Source organism: Faecalibacillus intestinalis (assembly GCF_015097455.1).
In the GTDB taxonomy this organism is placed as follows: Bacteria; Bacillota_I; Bacilli_A; order Erysipelotrichales; family Coprobacillaceae; genus Faecalibacillus; species Faecalibacillus intestinalis.
The window spans coordinates 2144910-2163595 of record NZ_AP024085.1 but is presented as its reverse complement, the minus strand read 5'-3'; the positions used below and the strand labels follow the sequence as shown (position 1 = coordinate 2163595).

The window sequence follows — 18686 nt, the reverse complement described above, 5'->3', positions numbered from 1 at the left end:
TTACATTAAATATGATATTCCATAGGATAAGTTAAATAATCTAAACGATCTAATTCATCAACTGTAACTACACCAGCAGGTGCAACTAAAACAGTTGGAATACGATTGACAATCGTTGCACATGTATGTTCAACCGTTGCAGGTTTTACAACATGAAACTCTGTATCTGGTTCACCTGTAATTTTCCAATCACACATATCTCCATCATCTTCTCCATAAACTTTACCAATACATTGTGTTTCAATAATTGGTCCTTGGAAGGTTTCTGTTGTAACAACAGCAGCCATACCAATACAATTTCCTTTTGGAATGGTTTTTCCTAAAGTAGAAGAATAAAGATCTGTTTCATGGAAATAAGGAACACATTTTTGAGTTTGTGACTTAATTGTCCATCCCATACGTGCAGCTAAAGCTTCATTTGAATTCCATACATAAGAAGGTTCTAATACTTCTGGATGAGCAATACTTGCTTCAAATTCTTCAGGTGTTAAACCAACTCCATGAGCTTTGGCAAGAGCTAATCCATAATCTTCGACATTATAACTTACAGCACCTTCAATCTTTTTAATAGAGTGACATCCACCGGCGACTAAACCAACCATATTTACCCAGAAGATATCTTCCATACCACTACCAACAAAAGTACATCCATTTTCTTTAGCGATCACATCTAATTGATTTGTACGAACTGGATCAGTTGTCCAACTATAAGTTGCTTCTTCACATGTAGAAATAACGCTAATTCCTCTTGATAAACATTTTACATAATGATCGAAGCAATCACTGACTAAACTAAATAAAGTGACAACAGCGATATCAGGATCTGTTTCATCTAAAACTTGATCAGCTTGATCACTAATACAAACACCAGTCTTAATACCAAGACCTGCAAAATCACCAATATCCATTCCAATAATAGCTGGATTAGTATCAATGGCACCAACAATCATTGCACCATTTTCATAAAGATAACGAATAATATATTTTGCCATCTTTCCACAGCCATATTGTACAACTTTAATCTTTTCCATATTGTATGCCTCCTATTTCTTTACTTATATCATAGAGTCTTATCCAACATGAGAGTCAACTATTTTTTAAAAAAAACAGGAACTTGTAATCTTAAAAACATTGAACGTTCATGATGATCAAACATACTGAGTTCACTTAAAACTTCACAAATATAATCTCCATATATTATTAAATTGTTCATTCGACAATAATCAAGAAGACGTTTTGCATAATCTATTTCTTGATGAAAATCATCAAGATAAATACAAGCATACATTCCATTTTCAATAATTTGAATATCTTTTTCAGGAAAATGATCATCCACAAATACAAAAATACGATCTGAAATAAACTCTTGTTTTAAAAATCTTTCTTTGGAAAGAAAAGTACCCGCATTACAATAATAAATTTGTGAATAATGACGAGAAAGCATATTATTTTTTAATTGATTTAAAAGATGTTCATAAACATCTAAATCATGTTCATAAAAATTAATGTCAGTATTCATGACATAAATTCTTCGACGGTCAATATATTCTAAAGTAATTGTCCCACTTGGGGGTGATTTACGATACCTTTCTAAACTATAAATCGTTCTTGAAATAGCATCTTTAGTTCTTTGTAAATCATTGATTTGTATAGAAAGCTGTTGTTTCTTTTTAATTAAAATGGCTTCAATTAAATTAATATCTTCTTTATCAAGAAGTTCCTTAATTTCTTTAAGATTCATTTGAAGTTCTTTCATATATTGAATCAAATCCAAACGTGCATTTTGTTTAATATCATAATAGCGATAATTTGTCTCAGGATTAACATAAACAGGCTTTAATAAATCAAGTTCATCATATAATCTTAAAGTTGTTACAGTAATATGATTCATTTTGGCCATTTCACCAATACTTAAATAGTTATTATTCATTCGTATCACCTCAATAAGATTATAGCAAACTCTCTTGTTAGGTGAGAGTTATTTTAATTATTCATTTAAAAATAGACAAATAATCTTATATTAATGAGAGATTTCCTTTTTTACGAAAGATTATGTACAATAGAGTTAGTTTTAATCTTAAGAAAATCTTTAGAAAGATAAAAAGAAAATATTTATAAATCATCTCTATACTTTAAGACAAGAGGTGAGGAAGATGGAAAGATTAAACAAAATGATTTTAATAAGCTGTATTTATGCAGGGTATATATGTATTAGTTTTGCATTGTTTTCAATGCTTAGATAAGGAGTTAAAAAGGGAATGGAAAAATATCATGTATTAGTTGTTGAAGATGACACAGAAATTGCAAATGCAATTAAAATTTATTTAGAAAATCAAGGATATGATGTTTATGTAGGAAATGATGGATTAGAAGGCTTAGAAATTATTGAAAAAGAAACGATTCATTTAGCAATCGTTGATATTATGATGCCAAGGATGGATGGTTTAACAATGGTTTCTAAGCTAAGAGAAAGATATGATTTTCCAGTAATTTTTCTTTCAGCAAAATCAGAAGATATTGATAAAATCATGGGACTTAATTTAGGTGGCGATGATTATGTAACAAAACCATTTGTACCTATGGAACTTATGGCTAGAGTACGCTCACATTTAAGAAGATATGGACGTTATTTAGATGTGACAGCACCAAAAGGAAGTGATCATGTTTATATTTGTGGAGGTCTTGAACTCAATGTTGATACAAAGACAGTTTCAGTGGATGGTAAAAATGTCAAAGTGACACCCATTGAATTTAAAATACTTGAATTATTAATGAAAAATGCAGGAAAAGTATTTTCGGCAGATGATATTTATGAACGCGTTTGGAACGAAGAAGCAATCAATAGTGAAACCGTAATGGTCCATGTTCGTAATTTAAGAGAAAAAATAGAAATTAATCCTAAAAAACCACAATATTTAAAAGTTGTTTGGGGTGTTGGATATAAAATTGATAAACAATAGGAGGAAACATGAAAAATAAAAGAATACTTAAAATCTTTTTGTTTTCTATTTTAATTGTTGCATCTCTTGTTACTTATTTAAGTTATGGAGTAAAAGAAAAGACAACAACATCAAGTCTTAATTTAGAAAATAATAAGAGTGATTTTACAAATATTTTGATGGAAAAAAGCATTATGTTAGATGTGAAAATTCAAAGAAGAAAAGGAGATTATGATTTATTTAATCATTATGTAAGCGGAGATATTGATGGTGAAATAAATGATGGTTATTCTTTAAAAAGTGCTTTTAAAGATTTTATCATGTATTTAGAAGATAATAATTCTCGAGAAAGTCGAGGAATTCAATATTATGTTTATGATAAAAGCAATGAAAAGATTTGTTTTACAAATTCTAAAAAGAATTTAAGAAAAGCATTTGAATCTAATGATAAAAATATTTTAAAGAATTACCAATGGTATACAACCATTGATTTTGATGAAAATGGGAATGTTTCTTTACAAGGAAGTAAGTCTAACGATTGGGAAGGCTCTTTCTACAATACATCCTTTGATCAACTCTTTAAAAACGATTATTTAGATGAAGAAGAAAACGATATTATCAACAATATTACTGTTAAAAATCCAACAAATATCAAAGTATTGATTGCAGTTCCTAAAAAACTACCAACAAATAGTTATTTGGAACAAAACTATACGAATCAAGTTTCTATTTCTGATACTTTAATGACCTATGTTTTTGTATGTATTGCAGTATTAGTTGTTTGTATGTTATTAATTCCAGTAAGAAAAGTTATTGATATCGAACCCTTTAAAACTGTTGTCAACATTAAACTTTTCTTTATGTTTATTCTTTATTCTATTGCTACAGCTTTGTGGCTTACTGTTATGACAGAAGTTTTAAGAGAGTCATGGAGTGGGACTTTTGCCTGGATGATAAGAGAAAAAGGTATGGCGGGTGCAGGTGTTGCTTTAGAACCATTAGTTAATATCTTTGGGTGGTTTGTTTTCTATGCTTTAATTATGTATTTTATATTTTATATTAAATCGATTCTTGTTTTTGGAAAAGATTTTCTAAAAAAACATACACTTATATGTAGTATTTATCGTTCTTTTAAAGAAGAAATTAAAAGTTTGGTACAATTTGATTTGAAAAATCAAAGTGGAAATATTGTTTTAAAAATAGGAATTATGAGTGGTATCTTTATAGAAGGAATACTGTTATTTATTAGTTTCTTTATGTCGGTAACAGGAATGGGTGTTTATTACTACAGTATAAGAGTTTATGTTGTACTTACGTGTCTAGTATCTTTTGTAGCAGTAATTATAATCATGTTAATTTCTAAAAAGATGCTTACACAGGTTACAAATGATTATCAAATTCTTTTACAATCAGCGCATCATTTATCTCAAGGAGAATTTAACGATAAAATCAATCAAGATCTTGGATTATTTAATTCTTTGAAAGATGAACTTAATTGTATCAATGATGGTTTTAAAGATGCGGTAAGTAAAGAAGTTGCATCACAAAAGATGAAAACTGAATTGATTAGTAATGTTTCTCATGATTTAAAAACACCTTTAACATCTATTATTTCTTATATTGATTTATTAAAAAATGAAGAACTTACAAATGAACAACAAAATGAATATATTGAAATTCTTGATCGAAATACTAAAAGACTTAAAACACTTATAGAAGATTTATTTGAAGTTTCTAAAGTCAATAGTGGTAATATTCAATTAAATCCTATTGACTTAGATATACATGCCCTGTTGCAACAAGTACTCTTTGAATATCAAGAACAATTTGAACATCATCATTTAAATCTAAAAAATGATTATGAAAATAAAAAAATCATTTGTCATTTAGACAGTGAAAAAACTTATCGTGTTTTAGAAAATTTATGTCAAAATATTTGTAAATACGCTTTAGAACATACACGAGTTTATTTACAAATCGTTGAAACGAATCAACAAGTCATTGTCGTTTTCAAAAATATTTCAGCACATGAAATATCAAATTCAGATGATTTAACAGAAAGATTTGTACAAGGGGATACTTCACGTAAAAGTGAAGGTTCTGGTTTAGGACTTGCCATTTGTAAAAGCTTTGTGGAGGTTCAAGGTGGAACTTTTGAAGTGAATGTAGATGGTGATCTCTTTAAGACAACAATTATCTTTCCTAAGAAAATAGAAAATGATTAAAAAGATTATACCCTGGATCTTACTCTTTCTCCTTCTTCTTATAATCAATACAGAAATGATTTTTATGATTTATAAAACTATCTCATTTTTGAGATAGTTTTTCGTATTTTGAAAATAAAATTCAAAGATTAAAAAATAAGTATAATACTTTTGAAAGAGGTGAAAGTATGAAATTTAAGTTTTCAATCAAACTAGCAACTATTTCTTTAATTGGAAATATTATTATTGCTATAGGTGTTTCAACATGTCGTATATCACAAATGGGAATTGATCCATTTACATCAATGACAACAGGAATCAGTAGTTTATTAAATATACCTTTAGGTGTTTTTCAAGGAAGTGTTAATGCAATCTTATTTTTAATTTTAATTTTATTAAGTAGAAGTAATTTAAAATATTTAAATATTGGTGCCATTATTAATATGTTTTTACTTGGTTTCTTTGTACAATTCTTTAATAATGTTTATTGTCAATTATTTAATGTTTCTTCACCGGATGTTATACCATTTTCATTACCAATGAAATTCGTGGTTTTAGCGATTGGTATTTTATTTGTTACACTTGGATGCTCTTTATATATCACATCAGATCTTGGAACTGGATGTTATGATGCTTTATCTATTTATATGGCAGATGTGATGTCACCATCTTATCCAGTATGCCGTATTATGACAGATGTTGTTTGTGTTTTAATTGGGTTTATTACAGGTGGACCATTAGGAATTGCGACAATTATTTTAATGTTTGGTACAGGTCCCTTAATTAGTACATGGAATAAATTGGTATCAAAACCAATTGTTGAAAAATTTGCCTAAAATATTCCTCGGTAATTGTAGAGTTATCGAGGATATTTTTGTATAATGGACACGTTATGAAAGAAATAAAAAGAGGAATGAAAAATGGAATACCAATTGCTTTAGGCTATTTATCAGTGTCTTTTTCTTTTGGAGCGATTGCTGTATCAATGGGATTTAGTGTGATACAAGCAGTTTTGATCTCGCTATTGAATCTTACTTCAGCAGGGCAATTTGCTTCACTAGGAATTATTGCAGGACAAGGGACCTATTTAGAAATGGCGATCGTGGAATTGACCGTGAATATTCGTTATGCGTTTATGTCACTTTCACTTTCCCAAAAAGTAGATGAAAAGTTTAAAGGAATTTATAAATGGCTCTTAAGCTTTTTTATTACCGATGAAATCTTTGCCTTATCGATGCTTGAAGAAAATGTGAGTCGGACTTACTTCTTTGGGCTTGCTTCAATTTCTACGGCAGGATGGATGCTTGGAACAACCTTAGGGGCAATGCTTGGCTCTATTGTACCTACGGTCATTAGTAATGCTTTATCAATTGCTTTATACGCCATGTTTATCGCAATTATTATTCCAGGAATGAAAAAAGATAAAAATATAATTAAAGTAGTAGCTCTTGCAATTATTATCCGTTCAGGTTTTTACTACTTACCCATCATCAATCAATTATCAAGTGGTTTTGCGATGACGATTTCAGCTCTTACAAGTGCTTTTATAGGCGCTGTGTTATTTAATAAGGGGGAAGCACATGGATAAACAGTTTTATATTTATTTAGCGATCATGTCGCTTATTACTTATGCTATTCGTGCGATACCACTTGTCTTTATTAATAAAAAAATTACGAACCCAACCATTCAATCCTTTTTGGATTATATTCCTTATACGGTCCTTGCAGCGATGACCTTCCCAGATATTTTTTATTCAACAGGTCATTTGATTTCTGGAATCGTTGCAACAATCATTATTATTTATGCATCTTATAAAGAATTAAGTCTCATTCAAGTCGCTTGTATTGGATGCTTTGTTGTAGTAATGATTGAACTTATTTTATAGTATTTGACGCCTTTTAAAGCGTCTTTTTTTCTATGTCAAATAATTTTGACATAGAAAAAAGTCCTATGTAAAAGATATTTGATAGACTCTATCAATAGATTATGAAAAAATGAAAATGAAAGGAGAAAGAAAATATGGAAATAGGTAAAAAACTAAAGGAGGCACGTTTAAATAGGGATTTGACTCAAGAAGTCATTGCTGAAAAACTAAATGTTTCTCGTCAAACAATATCCAATTGGGAAAATGAAAAATCTTATCCTGATATTATAAGTGTCATTGAGTTAAGCAACCTTTATTCCATAAGTCTTGATGATTTATTGAAAGGGGACGATGCAATGATGGAACACTTACAAGAAAGCACAAACGTTGTTAAAAGTAATCAAAAACTATTAAGAGCGATTATCTTAAATATTATTGTGGTAATCTTGTTGGTTACACTAGGAATGTTTTTACCAAGTAAAAGTTATTATTTAGTGATGATCTTTTGTCTTGCTATTGTGAGTTCATCATTGTTGCTTTATCAAATGATTAAACGTATTTAAGGAGGAACGGATCATGGAAGTAAAAAGTATTTTAGCGATTATATGTGCGGCTATTGCACTTGTTGGGGGAATTGAAACAGTTTATCAAATTTATCGATTAACGGTGATTGATGCCACAATTCGTGGTTTAAAACATCCTAAACTATGGGGATTACTCGCAAGTAATGGAAATAATTCAAGTGGTTTACTACTTTATTTGATAGGAAGAAGAAACTATCCTATAAATTCTATTGATTCTAATCAAAAAACAAAAATGATTCAAAGAAAAAAAGCAGCAGGAATCTCTTTATGTTTTATGGTTGTAGGAATCCTTGGGTTGATTTTAAGTATAAGTATAAGTTTATAATTTTTAGCACTCGTATCTTGACAGTGCTAAAAGTAAGAACTATAATGTATTTAGAAATTAGGAAAGGTATTAAAAAAGGTCCTAGTTTCAAGAGTTAACACCGCTGGAAGTAACGATGCTAATGACTAAGCATTTATATTGAAAGGGGAAATGACTTATGATGATGCCTAGCTTATTTACAGAAAACTTATTTGATGATTTCTTTAATGATTTTGATGAAGATTTCTTTGGAAAGAAAAATCCATTGCATGGAAAACATGCAAGAAACATGATGAAGACAGATGTCAGAGAAACAGATACGACATATGAAGTAGACGTTGACTTACCAGGTTTCAAGAAAGAAGATATCAATGTCAACTATGAAAATGGATATTTGACAATATCAACAAGTAAAGGCTTGGATAAAGATGAAAAAGACAAAGATGGACGTTATATCCGTCAAGAAAGATATGTTGGAAATATGACACGAAGTTTCTATTTAGGAGATATTCCAAAAGAAGATATCAAAGCTAAATATGAAGGTGGAGTACTTCGTTTATCAGTACCTAAATCAGATATGAAACAAATTGAAAACACTTCTACAATAAGCATTGAATAAGGAATGTCATTTGACATTTCTTTTTTTATTGTTTAAAATAGTTCAAAAATGAACTATCTAAAAATGAAGGGAGTGATAATATGAATATTGATTTTGCTAGAAAATTAGAACTTGCTTATCATCAACAATGTAAAGATCTTTGTCATGAATTTCATTTAAAGCAAACAGGGTTTGATATTTTGATGTTTTTGGGAAATAACCCCCAATATAAATATGCTAAAGATATTGTGGAAATAAGAAAAATCAAAGCAAACCTTGTTTCAATTCATGTGGATCAGTTAGTTGATCAAGGATATTTATCTAGGATAGATGTTCCAGGAGATCGAAGAAAAGTTGAATTAGTTTTGAATAAAAAAGCGAATGATGTTATAAAAAAAGGAAAAGCGTTTCAAAACCATTTCTTTTCTTCACTTTTTTCAGATATTGATGAAAAGCATCAAAAGATATTTAAAGAAACATTAGAACTTATGAAAAAAAATATAGATTGTTTATTGGAGGAAAAATAAATTGGAAACAAATATTTTATTTATTATTCTTGTAACCTTTTTTGCTGGAATGGGAGCAGGTCTAGGAACAGGTTTTGCAGGAATGTCAGCGGCTGCTGTTATTAGCCCAATGCTCATTGCTTTTTTGAAAATGGATCCTTATATGGCAGTAGGTATTGCTTTGTCATCAGATGTCCTTGCCAGTGCGGTTTCAGCTTATACTTATGGAAAAAATAAAAATTTAGATATTAGAAACGGTTTATTGATGATGGTAAGTGTACTTATTTTTACGGTAATAGGTAGTTATGCGGCAAGTCTTTTACCATCTTCAACAATGGGAAGTTTTTCAGTTTTTATGACTTTTATTTTAGGAGTTAAATTTATTGTTAGACCAGTAATGACAACGAAAGAAGCAATGAATAATGTTTCTTCTAAAAAAAGAGCAATCCAATCTATAATTTGTGGAACTTGTATAGGTTTTATTTGTGGTTTTGTTGGAGCAGGTGGAGGTATGATGATGCTTCTTATCTTAACAACAGTCATGGGATATGAACTTAAAACAGCAGTAGGTACGAGTGTTTTTATTATGACCTTTACAGCCCTTACTGGAGCTATTTCACATTTTATGATTGGCGGGTTTCCTAATTTGACAGTATGGATTTTATGTATTCTCTTTACTCTTATTTGGGCAAGAATTGCTGCTTTATTTGCGAATAAAGCAACTCCTAAAACCTTAAATAGAGCAACAGGAATTGTTCTTGTTGTTCTAGGAATTGTTATCTTTTTATTTTCATAAAATAAAATTGAGGAATGAATCCTCAATTTTTTATTTATTGATTAGCCATTTCTATGATACCTTTAATACCACTTTTAACCATATTTTTAACGGCTGTATTTGTATAGAAGGCCATGTGTTGAGTCATGATGACATTAGGAAATTGATGGAGATAAGCCATATTTTTATTAGAAAGAATATCACTTCTATGATCGATATGCGTAATGCCTTCTTCTCCTTCAATAACATCGAGTCCTAAAGCTCCAATTTTTTTACTTTCAATAGCCTCAATAATATCTTCCGTATCAATAAGTTCACCACGGGAACAATTGATCAAAATTACATTATCTTTCATTTTTTGAATAGTTTCTTTATTAATTAGATGATACGTACTTTTAAATAAAGGAAGATGCAAACTTATGGCATCACTTTCTTTTAATAAAGTATCTTTATCTACATAAGTTGCATATTTTTTAACATCTTCATTTTCCTGAAGATCATAAGCTAAAATACGACAACCAAATCCAGAAAGAAGTTGAATAAACGTACGTCCAATATTTCCAGTTCCCATAACACCAACGGTTAAATCATGAAGTTCTTTTCCTTGTAAACCACTTAAAGAATAATCATTGACTTGTCCTCGCCATAAAGCTTGTTTATAGTTTCTCATACACATTAATAAAAGCATTAAAGCAAATTCGGCAACTCCATTAGGTGGATATTTCGCATTACATACTTGAATTCCAATTTCTTTAGCGTGTTCTAAATCAATATGATTCAAACCAATTGTACGAGAAGAAACATAGCGAATACCAAGATCATACCATTTATCTAATAGTTTTGCATTAATGTCTCCTTGACCTAAAATAGTTACACCAATACATCCATCTACATTATCTGCATTTTCTAAAGTGGGTACTTGGTGATTTAAAACAACAGAAACACCATATTTCTTTTCATATTCTTTAAAATAACCCATTTCATCTTGTCTTACTTCATAAGCATAAATTTTCATATGAATCCTCCATTTTCAATTTCACAATATAAAGACCGTCTTGGAAGGTATCAACATAAATAAAACCACGATCATCAACTAAACAATCTTCGGTAATTGCGACTTTAGAACCTGGTAATAAAGTGTCATCTTCATTATTAAAAAGATCAACTTCTGGATCAGGAGGCATAAAGTAGGCAATTTCTTTTGGAATAAAAGGATCCGTCGTATCAAAGACTCTAAGTCCAGCTCCAAAATAACAATTATAAATTAAACCTTTATAAGGTTCATAACAATCTTTTCCAAAAGCATCAAATAAATTATGAGGTCCAAAAGGAACACGAACACCATCAACAATATTAAAGTTCTTTCCATGAGTATATCCAACAGGTACTTCTGGATATGGGAAAATAGAAATAAGTGATGGATTTGTCGGATCTGTAGTTTCGACAATTCCAATCGTATTCATTGGCTGTGTTACAAGCTTTTTAAAGAGACCGTCTTTATTTTCGTTAGAAAAATAACGAGGTCTTTCCCCTTCAGTAGAAACAACCGCATAAGGTAAATCACCTAAAGGCATGTAAGTATGAATAGACATCCCAGCAGCGCCTCCTCCAAAAGGTGGATTCATTGGTAAATAACCGATTAATTGTGGATTTGTGGGATCGCTGACATCGATTTGACAAGCGCCAAAGTTTGCAACCGCAGCATAACAAATATGATCTTTAACAGTAACAGCATGAACTGTTGCCATTTCTAAGAACTCTTTTGAACCAAAGGCAACATGACCACCACCAGGTTTATTAGCACGGTATTGATTATCTGCCCACCATGAACCGACTTCTACTGGATGGGTTGGATCTTGAATATCTATGATTCTTAAAATAAAAGTTAAAAAACCTGGCTTATTTCCTACACAATAAACATAACGGCCACCATTATAGAAGAAACGATGAACGCCTGCCATTCCTTTACATTCAAACTTACCTAAAAGTTTTGGATTCATAGGATCTGTTTCAATATCCCAAATCATCATACCACCCCAAAAAGGAAGGGTATTTCCTTTAGGAGTTCCATGTAAAACATCCATCGTTCCACCATGAGCTGTAATTAAATAACCATCCCCTGATTGTATCTTTGGTAGACTTTGACCATCTTTGATGCCTTCTTTGACCCAAGGTCCTTCTACCCATTTAGAAGGAGTAGGATGATAAGGATCGGTTACATCAATAATATTAAAACCATTATGTCTAAAACAAGCAACATAAAGATAATAACGATCTTCTTTGCTTTTATGAAGAGTCATTTGAAAACCAGGTTTTCCATTTAATCCTTCATAAGCTACAAATTCCATATTTTTCATCAACATTTCTTTTCTTTGTGACATTGTTTGTCCTCCTTATTTATCTACTTTTATTTTAAAACAAGATTTAAAAAAGTAAATTAACATTAAATTAATGGCATTAAAGAAATTCTAATGCTAGAATAAAAAAGAGGCGAAAAAATGAATAGTCAAGAACTTAAATGTTTTGTTGTGGCGGCTGATCGTTTAAACTTTACAAGAGCTGCCAAAGAACTTTATGTCACACCACCAACAGTAACACATCATATTCAACATTTAGAAGAGGAACTTGGTGTTAAACTCTTTATTAGAAATAGTAAATCAGTACAGCTAACAACAGCAGGCGAAATCTTTTATCATGATGCTCATGATATCTTATTACGTATGGAAGCTATTCCTAATCGTTTAAATGCCGTAAAAAGCAATGAACAAACTCTTTTAAAAATAGGTTGTACAATGTCACAAGAAACAAAATACCTTACCCAAGCATTACGTTTATTTCATAGAGAAAATTCAAGGGTTAGTCCACGTATTTATTTAGATGACTATTTTCAATTAGTGAATCGACTTGTTGAAAATCAACTTGATTTTATTTTAGGAACTAAAATAATGATGCAAGATCGACCAGAGTGTACTTTTAGAAAGCTTTCAACAAGTACAACAAAAGCCATTATTCCTAAGAGTATCTTTCAAACGTCTAAAGAAATGATTTCATTTAATGAAATCCAAGATTGTTCTTTTATTACACTAAGACAAAAAAGTATTCCTAAATTAAAGGAAGATGATCTTGAACATTTTCTTTCAACAAAAGTAAGAGAAAAAAATGTGATTAGACAAGATGACATCGAAGCTGTACTTGCCTTAACATTAAGTGGTTATGGAATTGGTATTTTACCGGATTATGCTTTTTCAATTCAAGATTTAGATGAGAGTGTGAAGGTTGTTTCTCTTCAAGAAAGCTTAGAAATAGATTATGGAATTATTTATCTTAAAAAAGATAGAAATAAACTGCTTAAAGAATTCATAGAATGTTTTAATAAATAGAGACAAAAAGAGTATAAATAAAAGTATACTTCATATACTAATAATGGTTGATTTCTATATTTAATAGTAATTGACTTATACATTAAAAAATGTATAATTTATTTGTAGATAGAAATATCGATAACGAGAGAGGTCCTGCTATAGTGGACGATTTAAAACGAGAGTGGCCTTGCTTTAGTAGGCGATTTAAAACGAGAGAGATCCTGCTATAGTGGACGATTTAAAACGAAGAATTCTAGTTTATGAGTTCTTCGTTTTTCTTCATAGAGAGAAAATATGAAAATACATTTAAAAGATAATAAAATTGCTTTATATGATATAGAAAGCGATTATAGGCAGTATTTATTTCAGTATGATTTTAGAGTGAATTTAAAATTGGGTAGAAGATTTGTAGGAATTATTGTTGGAATAGAAGATTATACATATTTTATACCATTAACTTCAAAGCCTTTAAGAAAAAATGGAAAAGAAGAAATCCGAGAACAACAGTAGAAATTTACAACGAAAGTCACGAAATCATTGCTGCATTGCTTATTAATAACATGATACCTGTTCCTCAAGGTGTATATAAAAGAATAGATATCAATAATGATAAGTATAAAGATTATTTAAATAATGAGTATATATATTTAAAGAAACAATCTACTCGTGAAGAAATAGAAAGAAAAATTAATAACGTTGTCAATGCTGTTTTTGTAAAGAAAGATGAATTTTTGACGAGTTTTTGTTGTGATTATTTAAAATTACAAGCATTGTGTGATCAATGAAAATATAAATAAACAACTAAAATAGATATTGTGTATTTTAGCTATTTCATTTATTATATTAGTACTATGTGTTTGGAGGTCTTATATGAAGATAACATTATTGTCAAAACCAGGTTTTTCAGGAAATATGCTTGTTCGTAAAATAGAAGAAGTAGCTAAAAGTCAATTAATGGATATTGAAGTGTTTTTAAATGAGCATTTACAAGAGGCCGATGTAGTTTTACTTACGCCACAAAGAAGTGAAGATTTAAAGGAAATTAAAAAGGTAGTTAAAGTGCCGGTAGGCGTAATTTCTTTAAAAGATTATGGTTTGTTAGATGGAAGTAGTATTATAAAATATGCAAAACAGTTGATTCAAAAATAGAATCAACTTTTTTTATGACATTTGTCATATTTACATAGATGACAAAAATCATTAAAATTAAATAAAGGGAGAATAGGAGGAAAACGCATGTCTTTTTATAAAAATAAAGCTTTAAAAATAACATGTATTGTAAGCCTTATTATGATTTGTTTTGTCTATCACCATTATTTAAACACTGATACTAAACAAATTAAATTTGGAGCAACTTATATGACAATGAATAATACCTTCTATAAAGCTGTAAATAATGAAATAGAAAATGTTGTTAATAATCATGGGGATGTTTTATATACTAGAGATCCAGCTTTGGATCCTAAAAAACAAAATGAACAAATCAAAGACCTTGTTTCTTTAGGAATAGATGTTTTAATTATTAATCCTGTTGAATCTTCGAGTATTAATAAAACATTAAAAGAAGTCAAAAAAGCAGGAATTAAAATTATTGTAGTCGATGCTCCTATTAGTGATGATCAAATTGCAGATTGTACAGTTGTTTCAGATAATTATGATGCAGGAGTACAGTGTGCTAAAGATATGATGCAACGCTTTGATCATGCACGTATTGCTTTACTTGAACATTCTAAAGCCTTGTCAGCGGTTGATCGTATCAACGGCTTTAAAGATACAGTTGCTTTAAATGAGAATTATCAAATTGTAGGAAGTGAAGATTGTTTAGGACAAACGGAACTTGCTTTACCTGCTTTAAATAAAATTATTCAACAAGGAATTGATTTTGATGTTGTCTTTTGTTTGAATGATCCAACGGCTTTAGGAGCACTGGCTTCTATAGAAGAAAATGATTTAGGGCATGATGTTTTTATTTACGGAGTTGATGGTTCACCAAATATAAAGAAATTGTTGGCAGAAACGAAAGAGATTGTGGGGACATCTTCACAATCACCTACTTCTTTAGGAAAAGAAACAATCAAGGTGGCTTATAAGATGTTACATCATAAAAAGTATAAACGCTCAATTATTGTTCCAACAAAATTGATTACCAAAGAAAATATAGAAGAATATGATATAACGGGGTGGCAATAATGAATCATCTTACAAAAGAATATGTTACAAAGTTAAAAGATTCATTATTGTTTATTAATGCGGTTGTTATTATCTATAATGCTTCTTTATTTTTACTTTCTACCAAATATATTTCAGTGCATTATTATGCACGAGATTTCTTAAATAAAGTATCTTATATTACTAGAACACCACAAAATATCTTTTTTGAATCAATTTTTCTTTTTATCATTCTTGTTTTATTAATGAAATTAAGAGAAAAAGATAATTTAAAAATGGCGAATGGTCTTGTTTATATTGAAATTATTCTTTCATTTTTATTAATTATTCGTTTAAATGGTTCCTATAATGGAATTTTACTCTTTGTTTTTGCTGATTTACTTTATAATATGAGAAATATTAAACATATGGCCTTACTTTTATTAATGGCCTTTGGTTTATTATTGATTTCAGATTATAATATTTTATCAAATATTATACATATGCCAAGTATTGAATCTTATTTATCATTTTATCCAAATTCGAGTCGTACATTTATGTTATTTGCTAAAAATATTTTAGCTTCATTAAATGTTGTTGTTTTTATTCTTTATCTTATTTGCCAAGTTTTAGTTCAACAAGAAGAAACAAAGAAAATCAGTAAAGAACTTCAACTTGCTTCAAAAGTCAATGATGAATTAAAAACATATTCTGCTTTATCTGAAAAAATGGCAGAAGATAAAGAAAGAAAAAGAATTTCAAGAGAGATACATGATACTTTAGGACATGCCTTAACAGGTATTTCGGCGGGAATTGATGCTTGTATTGCTTTGATTGATATTGATCCACAAAAGTCAAAAGAACAACTTTTGGTAATTAGTAATGTTGTTCGTGAAAGTATTAAAGATGTTCGACGTTCTTTATATAAGTTAAGACCGGGAGCACTTGATCAAAGAACTTTAAAAGATGGTTTGATTAAAATGATTGAAGAATTCCAAAGTGTTTCTCATTTAAATGTTGATTTGTATTATGAATGGGAAAATGTTGATTTTGAAAATACGAAAGAAGATATTATTTTTAGAATTATTCAAGAAACGATGACAAACGCTTTAAGACATGGACATGCTTCTCATATTGAAATTCATCTTTTTGATGAAGAGGAAAAATATATGATTATTATGCAAGATAATGGAAGTGGCTGTAAGGAAATTCATTATGGATATGGCTTGAAACAAATGCATGAACGTGTTGCTATATTAAATGGAACGATACATTTTTATAGTGAAGAAGGATTTAGAACAGTTGTAGAAATACCAAAAATAGGAGGAAAAAAAGATGATTAAAGTCATGATAGCGGATGATCAAGAACTTATTAGACAATCCTTACAAATCGTATTATCAACACATGAAGATTTGAAAGTCGTAGATGCTGTTGAAAATGGTTTTGCAGTTCTTGAGAGTATAAAAAAAGAAAGGCCGGATGTTATTTTAATGGATATTCGTATGCCAGAAATGGACGGTGTTTATTGTACAAAGGCGGTCAAAGAAAAATATCCAGATATTAAAATCATTATCCTTACCACTTTTGATGATGATGAATTTGTCTTTAGTGCTTTAAAATATGGAGCAAGCGGTTATTTATTAAAAGGCGTCAGCATGGATGAACTTTATCATGCCATTTGTACAGTTTATAATGGTGGAGCGATGATTAATCCTGATATTGCGACAAAAGTATTTAAACTTTTTTCCAAGATGTCTATGAGTAATTATGCTATCCAAGTCGATGATTCTTTATCAAAAGATTTAACACAGGCTGAATTGAAAGTCATTCAACAAGTTGGTTTTGGTTTATCTAATAAAGAAATTGCTCAAAAACTTTATTTATCTGAAGGAACTGTGCGTAATTATGTTAGCATTGTTTTGTCAAAATTAGAATTACGTGATCGTACGCAACTTGCCATCTGGGCTGTTCAAACAGGGGTCACAATGCAAGAATTTGGTGACGATAATGACTAGAATAAAAAAGGGTATTCTTACGTTAGTAAGTCTTTCTTTAGTTCTTATTTATTGTTTGATCAATGATCCAAGTCGTGATATTACTCTTACTTTAGGACTTTATGCTGGAAGTAGTTGGGATGTGCCTAATGGGGAAAGTTATCAAGTTATTGATCAAGCAATCAAGAAATTTGAAAAGAAATACCCCAATGTTCATGTTGAGTATAAAAGTGGAATTATAAAAGATGATTATTCTTCATGGCTTGCTAATGAAATTACCAAAGGAACAATACCTGATGTGTTTATGGTACTTCCTGATGATTTTAATACGTTATCTTCTATTGGTATTTTAAAGAATTTAGATCGACTTATTAAAGAAGAACGAATAGATACTTCTCTTTTTTATCAAAGTGCTTTATTTGCTGGAAATAATGGAAGTCAATATGCACTTCCTTATGAAATCAATCCAACAATTATGTGCATCAATCATGATTTACTTACCAAAGAAGGTATTGCTATTCCTTCAAGTAATTGGACTATTGATGATTTTTATAATATTAGTAATCAAGTTACAAAGGATACAAATAATGATGGTGTCATCGATCAATATGGCTATTATGGCTTTGATTGGCAAGATGTTCTTGATTGTTATGGGTTACAAGTTTTTAAAGAAGATAATTGTCATCTTGATAAAAAAGAAGTCAAAGAAGCGTTTTTATATTTGACAAAGCTTAAAGCTTTATCAAATGGCTATCAAGTTTCATCAGAAGATTTTGATCAAGGGAAAGTCGCTTTTTGTCCTTTGACCTTTGCTCAATACCGTACCTACCAACCTTATCCTTATCGTATTAGTAAATATACATCTTTTAAATGGAGTTGTATTTCAATGCCGGGAACAAAATCAAATACGATTACAACACATTTAGACACTTCATTAATAGGAATGTCTTCACAAACAAAGCATCAAGAAATAGCGTGGGAATTTTTAAAAATGTTGACGATGGACGAAGATATTCAACAATCTCTACTTGATAATTCGAAGGGAGCCTCTCCTTTAAAGAAGGTCATGTTATCAAAGAAAACAAAGGAAATCTTAGCACAAGATGCAGTTTCTTATGCTTCTTTAGATTCAGATGTTTTAAATAAGATTTTAGAAAACACGTTAGTAGAACCAAAGTTTAAAGAATATGAAAATATTCTAGAAAAAGCAGATTATTTGATTAATCAAAGTATTGATCAAGGAACAATTGATAATGATCTTAATAAGATACAAAAGAAATTAGAAAATGAATTGAAATAGATAGCTTGTGGCTATCTTTTTTATTTATGACAAATGTCATAGTTGGAATGATATTTGTCAATTTTTTTATGATTTTTGTCACTTAAAAGTCGTGATTGAAGACACA

General features: G+C 29.8%; 22 protein-coding genes. 18 read left to right on the top strand and 4 right to left on the bottom strand.

The window, feature by feature from the left end; genetic code table 11:
- Nucleotides 1-5: 5 nt before the first annotated feature.
- Both Fi14EGH31_RS11540 and Fi14EGH31_RS11535 read right to left on the bottom strand, forming a co-directional pair.
- Entirely contained in the window at nucleotides 6-1031 is a 1026-nt protein-coding gene (locus tag Fi14EGH31_RS11540; protein ID WP_107030582.1) for an NAD(P)H-dependent amine dehydrogenase family protein, read from the bottom strand.
- Between the two features lie 59 nt (nucleotides 1032-1090).
- Nucleotides 1091-1930 carry a MerR family transcriptional regulator gene (locus Fi14EGH31_RS11535; protein ID WP_107030581.1) on the bottom strand — a complete coding sequence of 280 codons (840 nt, stop codon included), beginning with the start codon at nucleotides 1928-1930 and terminating at the stop codon, nucleotides 1091-1093.
- A gap of 328 nt (nucleotides 1931-2258) precedes the next feature.
- Between Fi14EGH31_RS11535 and Fi14EGH31_RS11530 the strand changes: the two genes are divergently transcribed.
- The 10 genes from Fi14EGH31_RS11530 (at nucleotide 2259) to Fi14EGH31_RS11485 (ending at nucleotide 9796) form a co-directional block, all read left to right on the top strand.
- Nucleotides 2259-2960 carry a response regulator transcription factor gene (locus tag Fi14EGH31_RS11530; protein WP_200764827.1) on the top strand — a complete coding sequence of 234 codons (702 nt, stop codon included), beginning with the start codon at nucleotides 2259-2261 and terminating at the stop codon, nucleotides 2958-2960.
- Between the two features lie 8 nt (nucleotides 2961-2968).
- Nucleotides 2969-5164: a sensor histidine kinase gene (locus Fi14EGH31_RS15405; protein ID WP_234697783.1), complete on the top strand. Its 2196-nt coding sequence runs from the start codon at nucleotides 2969-2971 to the stop codon at nucleotides 5162-5164.
- A 167-nt stretch (nucleotides 5165-5331) separates the two neighbouring features.
- On the top strand, nucleotides 5332-5979 hold the full coding sequence (locus Fi14EGH31_RS11520; RefSeq protein ID WP_022000658.1) for a YczE/YyaS/YitT family protein: 648 nt from the start codon (nucleotides 5332-5334) through the stop codon (nucleotides 5977-5979).
- Between the two features lie 56 nt (nucleotides 5980-6035).
- Nucleotides 6036-6731 carry an AzlC family ABC transporter permease gene (locus tag Fi14EGH31_RS11515; RefSeq protein ID WP_106987881.1) on the top strand — a complete coding sequence of 232 codons (696 nt, stop codon included), beginning with the start codon at nucleotides 6036-6038 and terminating at the stop codon, nucleotides 6729-6731.
- Nucleotides 6724-7029, top strand: coding sequence for an AzlD domain-containing protein (locus Fi14EGH31_RS11510; RefSeq protein ID WP_022000660.1), 306 nt, complete (start codon nucleotides 6724-6726; stop codon nucleotides 7027-7029). The genes Fi14EGH31_RS11515 and Fi14EGH31_RS11510 overlap by 8 nt, the downstream gene beginning before the upstream one ends.
- 134 nt (nucleotides 7030-7163) lie before the next feature.
- A complete protein-coding gene (locus Fi14EGH31_RS11505) occupies nucleotides 7164-7571 on the top strand; it encodes a helix-turn-helix transcriptional regulator (protein WP_107030578.1) in 408 nt (135 codons plus the stop codon).
- Between the two features lie 13 nt (nucleotides 7572-7584).
- Entirely contained in the window at nucleotides 7585-7917 is a 333-nt protein-coding gene (locus tag Fi14EGH31_RS11500; protein WP_107030577.1) for a hypothetical protein, read from the top strand.
- Between the two features lie 157 nt (nucleotides 7918-8074).
- The gene (locus Fi14EGH31_RS11495; RefSeq protein WP_117575928.1) at nucleotides 8075-8515 is read left to right on the top strand and encodes an Hsp20/alpha crystallin family protein; all 441 of its coding nucleotides are present in this window, start codon (nucleotides 8075-8077) and stop codon (nucleotides 8513-8515) included.
- A gap of 80 nt (nucleotides 8516-8595) precedes the next feature.
- Nucleotides 8596-9021 (top strand): MarR family winged helix-turn-helix transcriptional regulator, encoded by a 426-nt coding sequence (locus tag Fi14EGH31_RS11490; RefSeq protein ID WP_117575929.1) that lies wholly within the window; start codon nucleotides 8596-8598, stop codon nucleotides 9019-9021.
- Between the two features lies 1 nt (nucleotide 9022).
- On the top strand, nucleotides 9023-9796 hold the full coding sequence (locus Fi14EGH31_RS11485; protein ID WP_234697782.1) for a sulfite exporter TauE/SafE family protein: 774 nt from the start codon (nucleotides 9023-9025) through the stop codon (nucleotides 9794-9796).
- A 34-nt stretch (nucleotides 9797-9830) separates the two neighbouring features.
- Here Fi14EGH31_RS11485 and Fi14EGH31_RS11480 read toward each other — a convergent pair whose 3' ends face one another.
- Nucleotides 9831-10790 (bottom strand): D-isomer specific 2-hydroxyacid dehydrogenase family protein, encoded by a 960-nt coding sequence (locus Fi14EGH31_RS11480; RefSeq protein WP_200764826.1) that lies wholly within the window; start codon nucleotides 10788-10790, stop codon nucleotides 9831-9833.
- Entirely contained in the window at nucleotides 10771-12156 is a 1386-nt protein-coding gene (locus Fi14EGH31_RS11475; RefSeq protein ID WP_118473892.1) for an LVIVD repeat-containing protein, read from the bottom strand. The genes Fi14EGH31_RS11480 and Fi14EGH31_RS11475 overlap by 20 nt, the downstream gene beginning before the upstream one ends.
- Before the next feature lie 117 nt (nucleotides 12157-12273).
- Here Fi14EGH31_RS11475 and Fi14EGH31_RS11470 point away from each other — a divergent pair, with 117 nt between their 5' ends.
- The 8 genes from Fi14EGH31_RS11470 (at nucleotide 12274) to Fi14EGH31_RS11435 (ending at nucleotide 18580) form a co-directional block, all read left to right on the top strand.
- Nucleotides 12274-13155 (top strand): LysR family transcriptional regulator, encoded by an 882-nt coding sequence (locus Fi14EGH31_RS11470; protein WP_107030574.1) that lies wholly within the window; start codon nucleotides 12274-12276, stop codon nucleotides 13153-13155.
- 276 nt (nucleotides 13156-13431) lie between these two features.
- Entirely contained in the window at nucleotides 13432-13647 is a 216-nt protein-coding gene (locus Fi14EGH31_RS11465; protein WP_200764825.1) for a type III toxin-antitoxin system ToxN/AbiQ family toxin, read from the top strand.
- A gap of 35 nt (nucleotides 13648-13682) precedes the next feature.
- Complete coding sequence (locus tag Fi14EGH31_RS11460; protein WP_396132909.1) at nucleotides 13683-13922, top strand: type III toxin-antitoxin system ToxN/AbiQ family toxin; 240 nt, start codon at nucleotides 13683-13685, stop codon at nucleotides 13920-13922.
- An 85-nt stretch (nucleotides 13923-14007) separates the two neighbouring features.
- Nucleotides 14008-14286: a PTS sugar transporter subunit IIB gene (locus Fi14EGH31_RS11455; RefSeq protein WP_117575933.1), complete on the top strand. Its 279-nt coding sequence runs from the start codon at nucleotides 14008-14010 to the stop codon at nucleotides 14284-14286.
- A gap of 87 nt (nucleotides 14287-14373) precedes the next feature.
- Nucleotides 14374-15327 carry a sugar ABC transporter substrate-binding protein gene (locus tag Fi14EGH31_RS11450; RefSeq protein ID WP_117792965.1) on the top strand — a complete coding sequence of 318 codons (954 nt, stop codon included), beginning with the start codon at nucleotides 14374-14376 and terminating at the stop codon, nucleotides 15325-15327.
- Nucleotides 15327-16628 (top strand): sensor histidine kinase, encoded by a 1302-nt coding sequence (locus Fi14EGH31_RS11445; RefSeq protein WP_022001600.1) that lies wholly within the window; start codon nucleotides 15327-15329, stop codon nucleotides 16626-16628. The genes Fi14EGH31_RS11450 and Fi14EGH31_RS11445 overlap by 1 nt, the downstream gene beginning before the upstream one ends.
- Nucleotides 16621-17301 carry a response regulator transcription factor gene (locus Fi14EGH31_RS11440; protein ID WP_117346474.1) on the top strand — a complete coding sequence of 227 codons (681 nt, stop codon included), beginning with the start codon at nucleotides 16621-16623 and terminating at the stop codon, nucleotides 17299-17301. Before Fi14EGH31_RS11445 ends, Fi14EGH31_RS11440 begins: the two co-directional genes overlap by 8 nt.
- The gene (locus Fi14EGH31_RS11435; protein WP_200764824.1) at nucleotides 17294-18580 is read left to right on the top strand and encodes an ABC transporter substrate-binding protein; all 1287 of its coding nucleotides are present in this window, start codon (nucleotides 17294-17296) and stop codon (nucleotides 18578-18580) included. Before Fi14EGH31_RS11440 ends, Fi14EGH31_RS11435 begins: the two co-directional genes overlap by 8 nt.
- Nucleotides 18581-18686 lie beyond the last annotated feature (106 nt).

Excerpts from the sequence above, each read along its gene's own strand:
- Fi14EGH31_RS11540 (WP_107030582.1), bottom strand. The coding sequence starts at position 1,031 with ATGGAAAAGATTAAAGTTGTACAATATGGCTGTGGAAAGATGGCAAAA.
- Fi14EGH31_RS11535 (WP_107030581.1), bottom strand. The coding sequence starts at position 1,930 with ATGAATAATAACTATTTAAGTATTGGTGAAATGGCCAAAATGAATCAT.
- Fi14EGH31_RS11530 (WP_200764827.1), top strand. The coding sequence starts at position 2,259 with ATGGAAAAATATCATGTATTAGTTGTTGAAGATGACACAGAAATTGCA.
- Fi14EGH31_RS15405 (WP_234697783.1), top strand. The coding sequence starts at position 2,969 with ATGAAAAATAAAAGAATACTTAAAATCTTTTTGTTTTCTATTTTAATT.
- Fi14EGH31_RS11520 (WP_022000658.1), top strand. The coding sequence starts at position 5,332 with ATGAAATTTAAGTTTTCAATCAAACTAGCAACTATTTCTTTAATTGGA.
- Fi14EGH31_RS11515 (WP_106987881.1), top strand. The coding sequence starts at position 6,036 with ATGAAAGAAATAAAAAGAGGAATGAAAAATGGAATACCAATTGCTTTA.
- Fi14EGH31_RS11510 (WP_022000660.1), top strand. The coding sequence starts at position 6,724 with ATGGATAAACAGTTTTATATTTATTTAGCGATCATGTCGCTTATTACT.
- Fi14EGH31_RS11505 (WP_107030578.1), top strand. The coding sequence starts at position 7,164 with ATGGAAATAGGTAAAAAACTAAAGGAGGCACGTTTAAATAGGGATTTG.
- Fi14EGH31_RS11500 (WP_107030577.1), top strand. The coding sequence starts at position 7,585 with ATGGAAGTAAAAAGTATTTTAGCGATTATATGTGCGGCTATTGCACTT.
- Fi14EGH31_RS11495 (WP_117575928.1), top strand. The coding sequence starts at position 8,075 with ATGATGATGCCTAGCTTATTTACAGAAAACTTATTTGATGATTTCTTT.
- Fi14EGH31_RS11490 (WP_117575929.1), top strand. The coding sequence starts at position 8,596 with ATGAATATTGATTTTGCTAGAAAATTAGAACTTGCTTATCATCAACAA.
- Fi14EGH31_RS11480 (WP_200764826.1), bottom strand. The coding sequence starts at position 10,790 with ATGAAAATTTATGCTTATGAAGTAAGACAAGATGAAATGGGTTATTTT.
- Fi14EGH31_RS11475 (WP_118473892.1), bottom strand. The coding sequence starts at position 12,156 with ATGTCACAAAGAAAAGAAATGTTGATGAAAAATATGGAATTTGTAGCT.
- Fi14EGH31_RS11470 (WP_107030574.1), top strand. The coding sequence starts at position 12,274 with ATGAATAGTCAAGAACTTAAATGTTTTGTTGTGGCGGCTGATCGTTTA.
- Fi14EGH31_RS11465 (WP_200764825.1), top strand. The coding sequence starts at position 13,432 with ATGAAAATACATTTAAAAGATAATAAAATTGCTTTATATGATATAGAA.
- Fi14EGH31_RS11455 (WP_117575933.1), top strand. The coding sequence starts at position 14,008 with ATGAAGATAACATTATTGTCAAAACCAGGTTTTTCAGGAAATATGCTT.
- Fi14EGH31_RS11450 (WP_117792965.1), top strand. The coding sequence starts at position 14,374 with ATGTCTTTTTATAAAAATAAAGCTTTAAAAATAACATGTATTGTAAGC.
- Fi14EGH31_RS11445 (WP_022001600.1), top strand. The coding sequence starts at position 15,327 with ATGAATCATCTTACAAAAGAATATGTTACAAAGTTAAAAGATTCATTA.
- Fi14EGH31_RS11440 (WP_117346474.1), top strand. The coding sequence starts at position 16,621 with ATGATTAAAGTCATGATAGCGGATGATCAAGAACTTATTAGACAATCC.
- Fi14EGH31_RS11435 (WP_200764824.1), top strand. The coding sequence starts at position 17,294 with ATGACTAGAATAAAAAAGGGTATTCTTACGTTAGTAAGTCTTTCTTTA.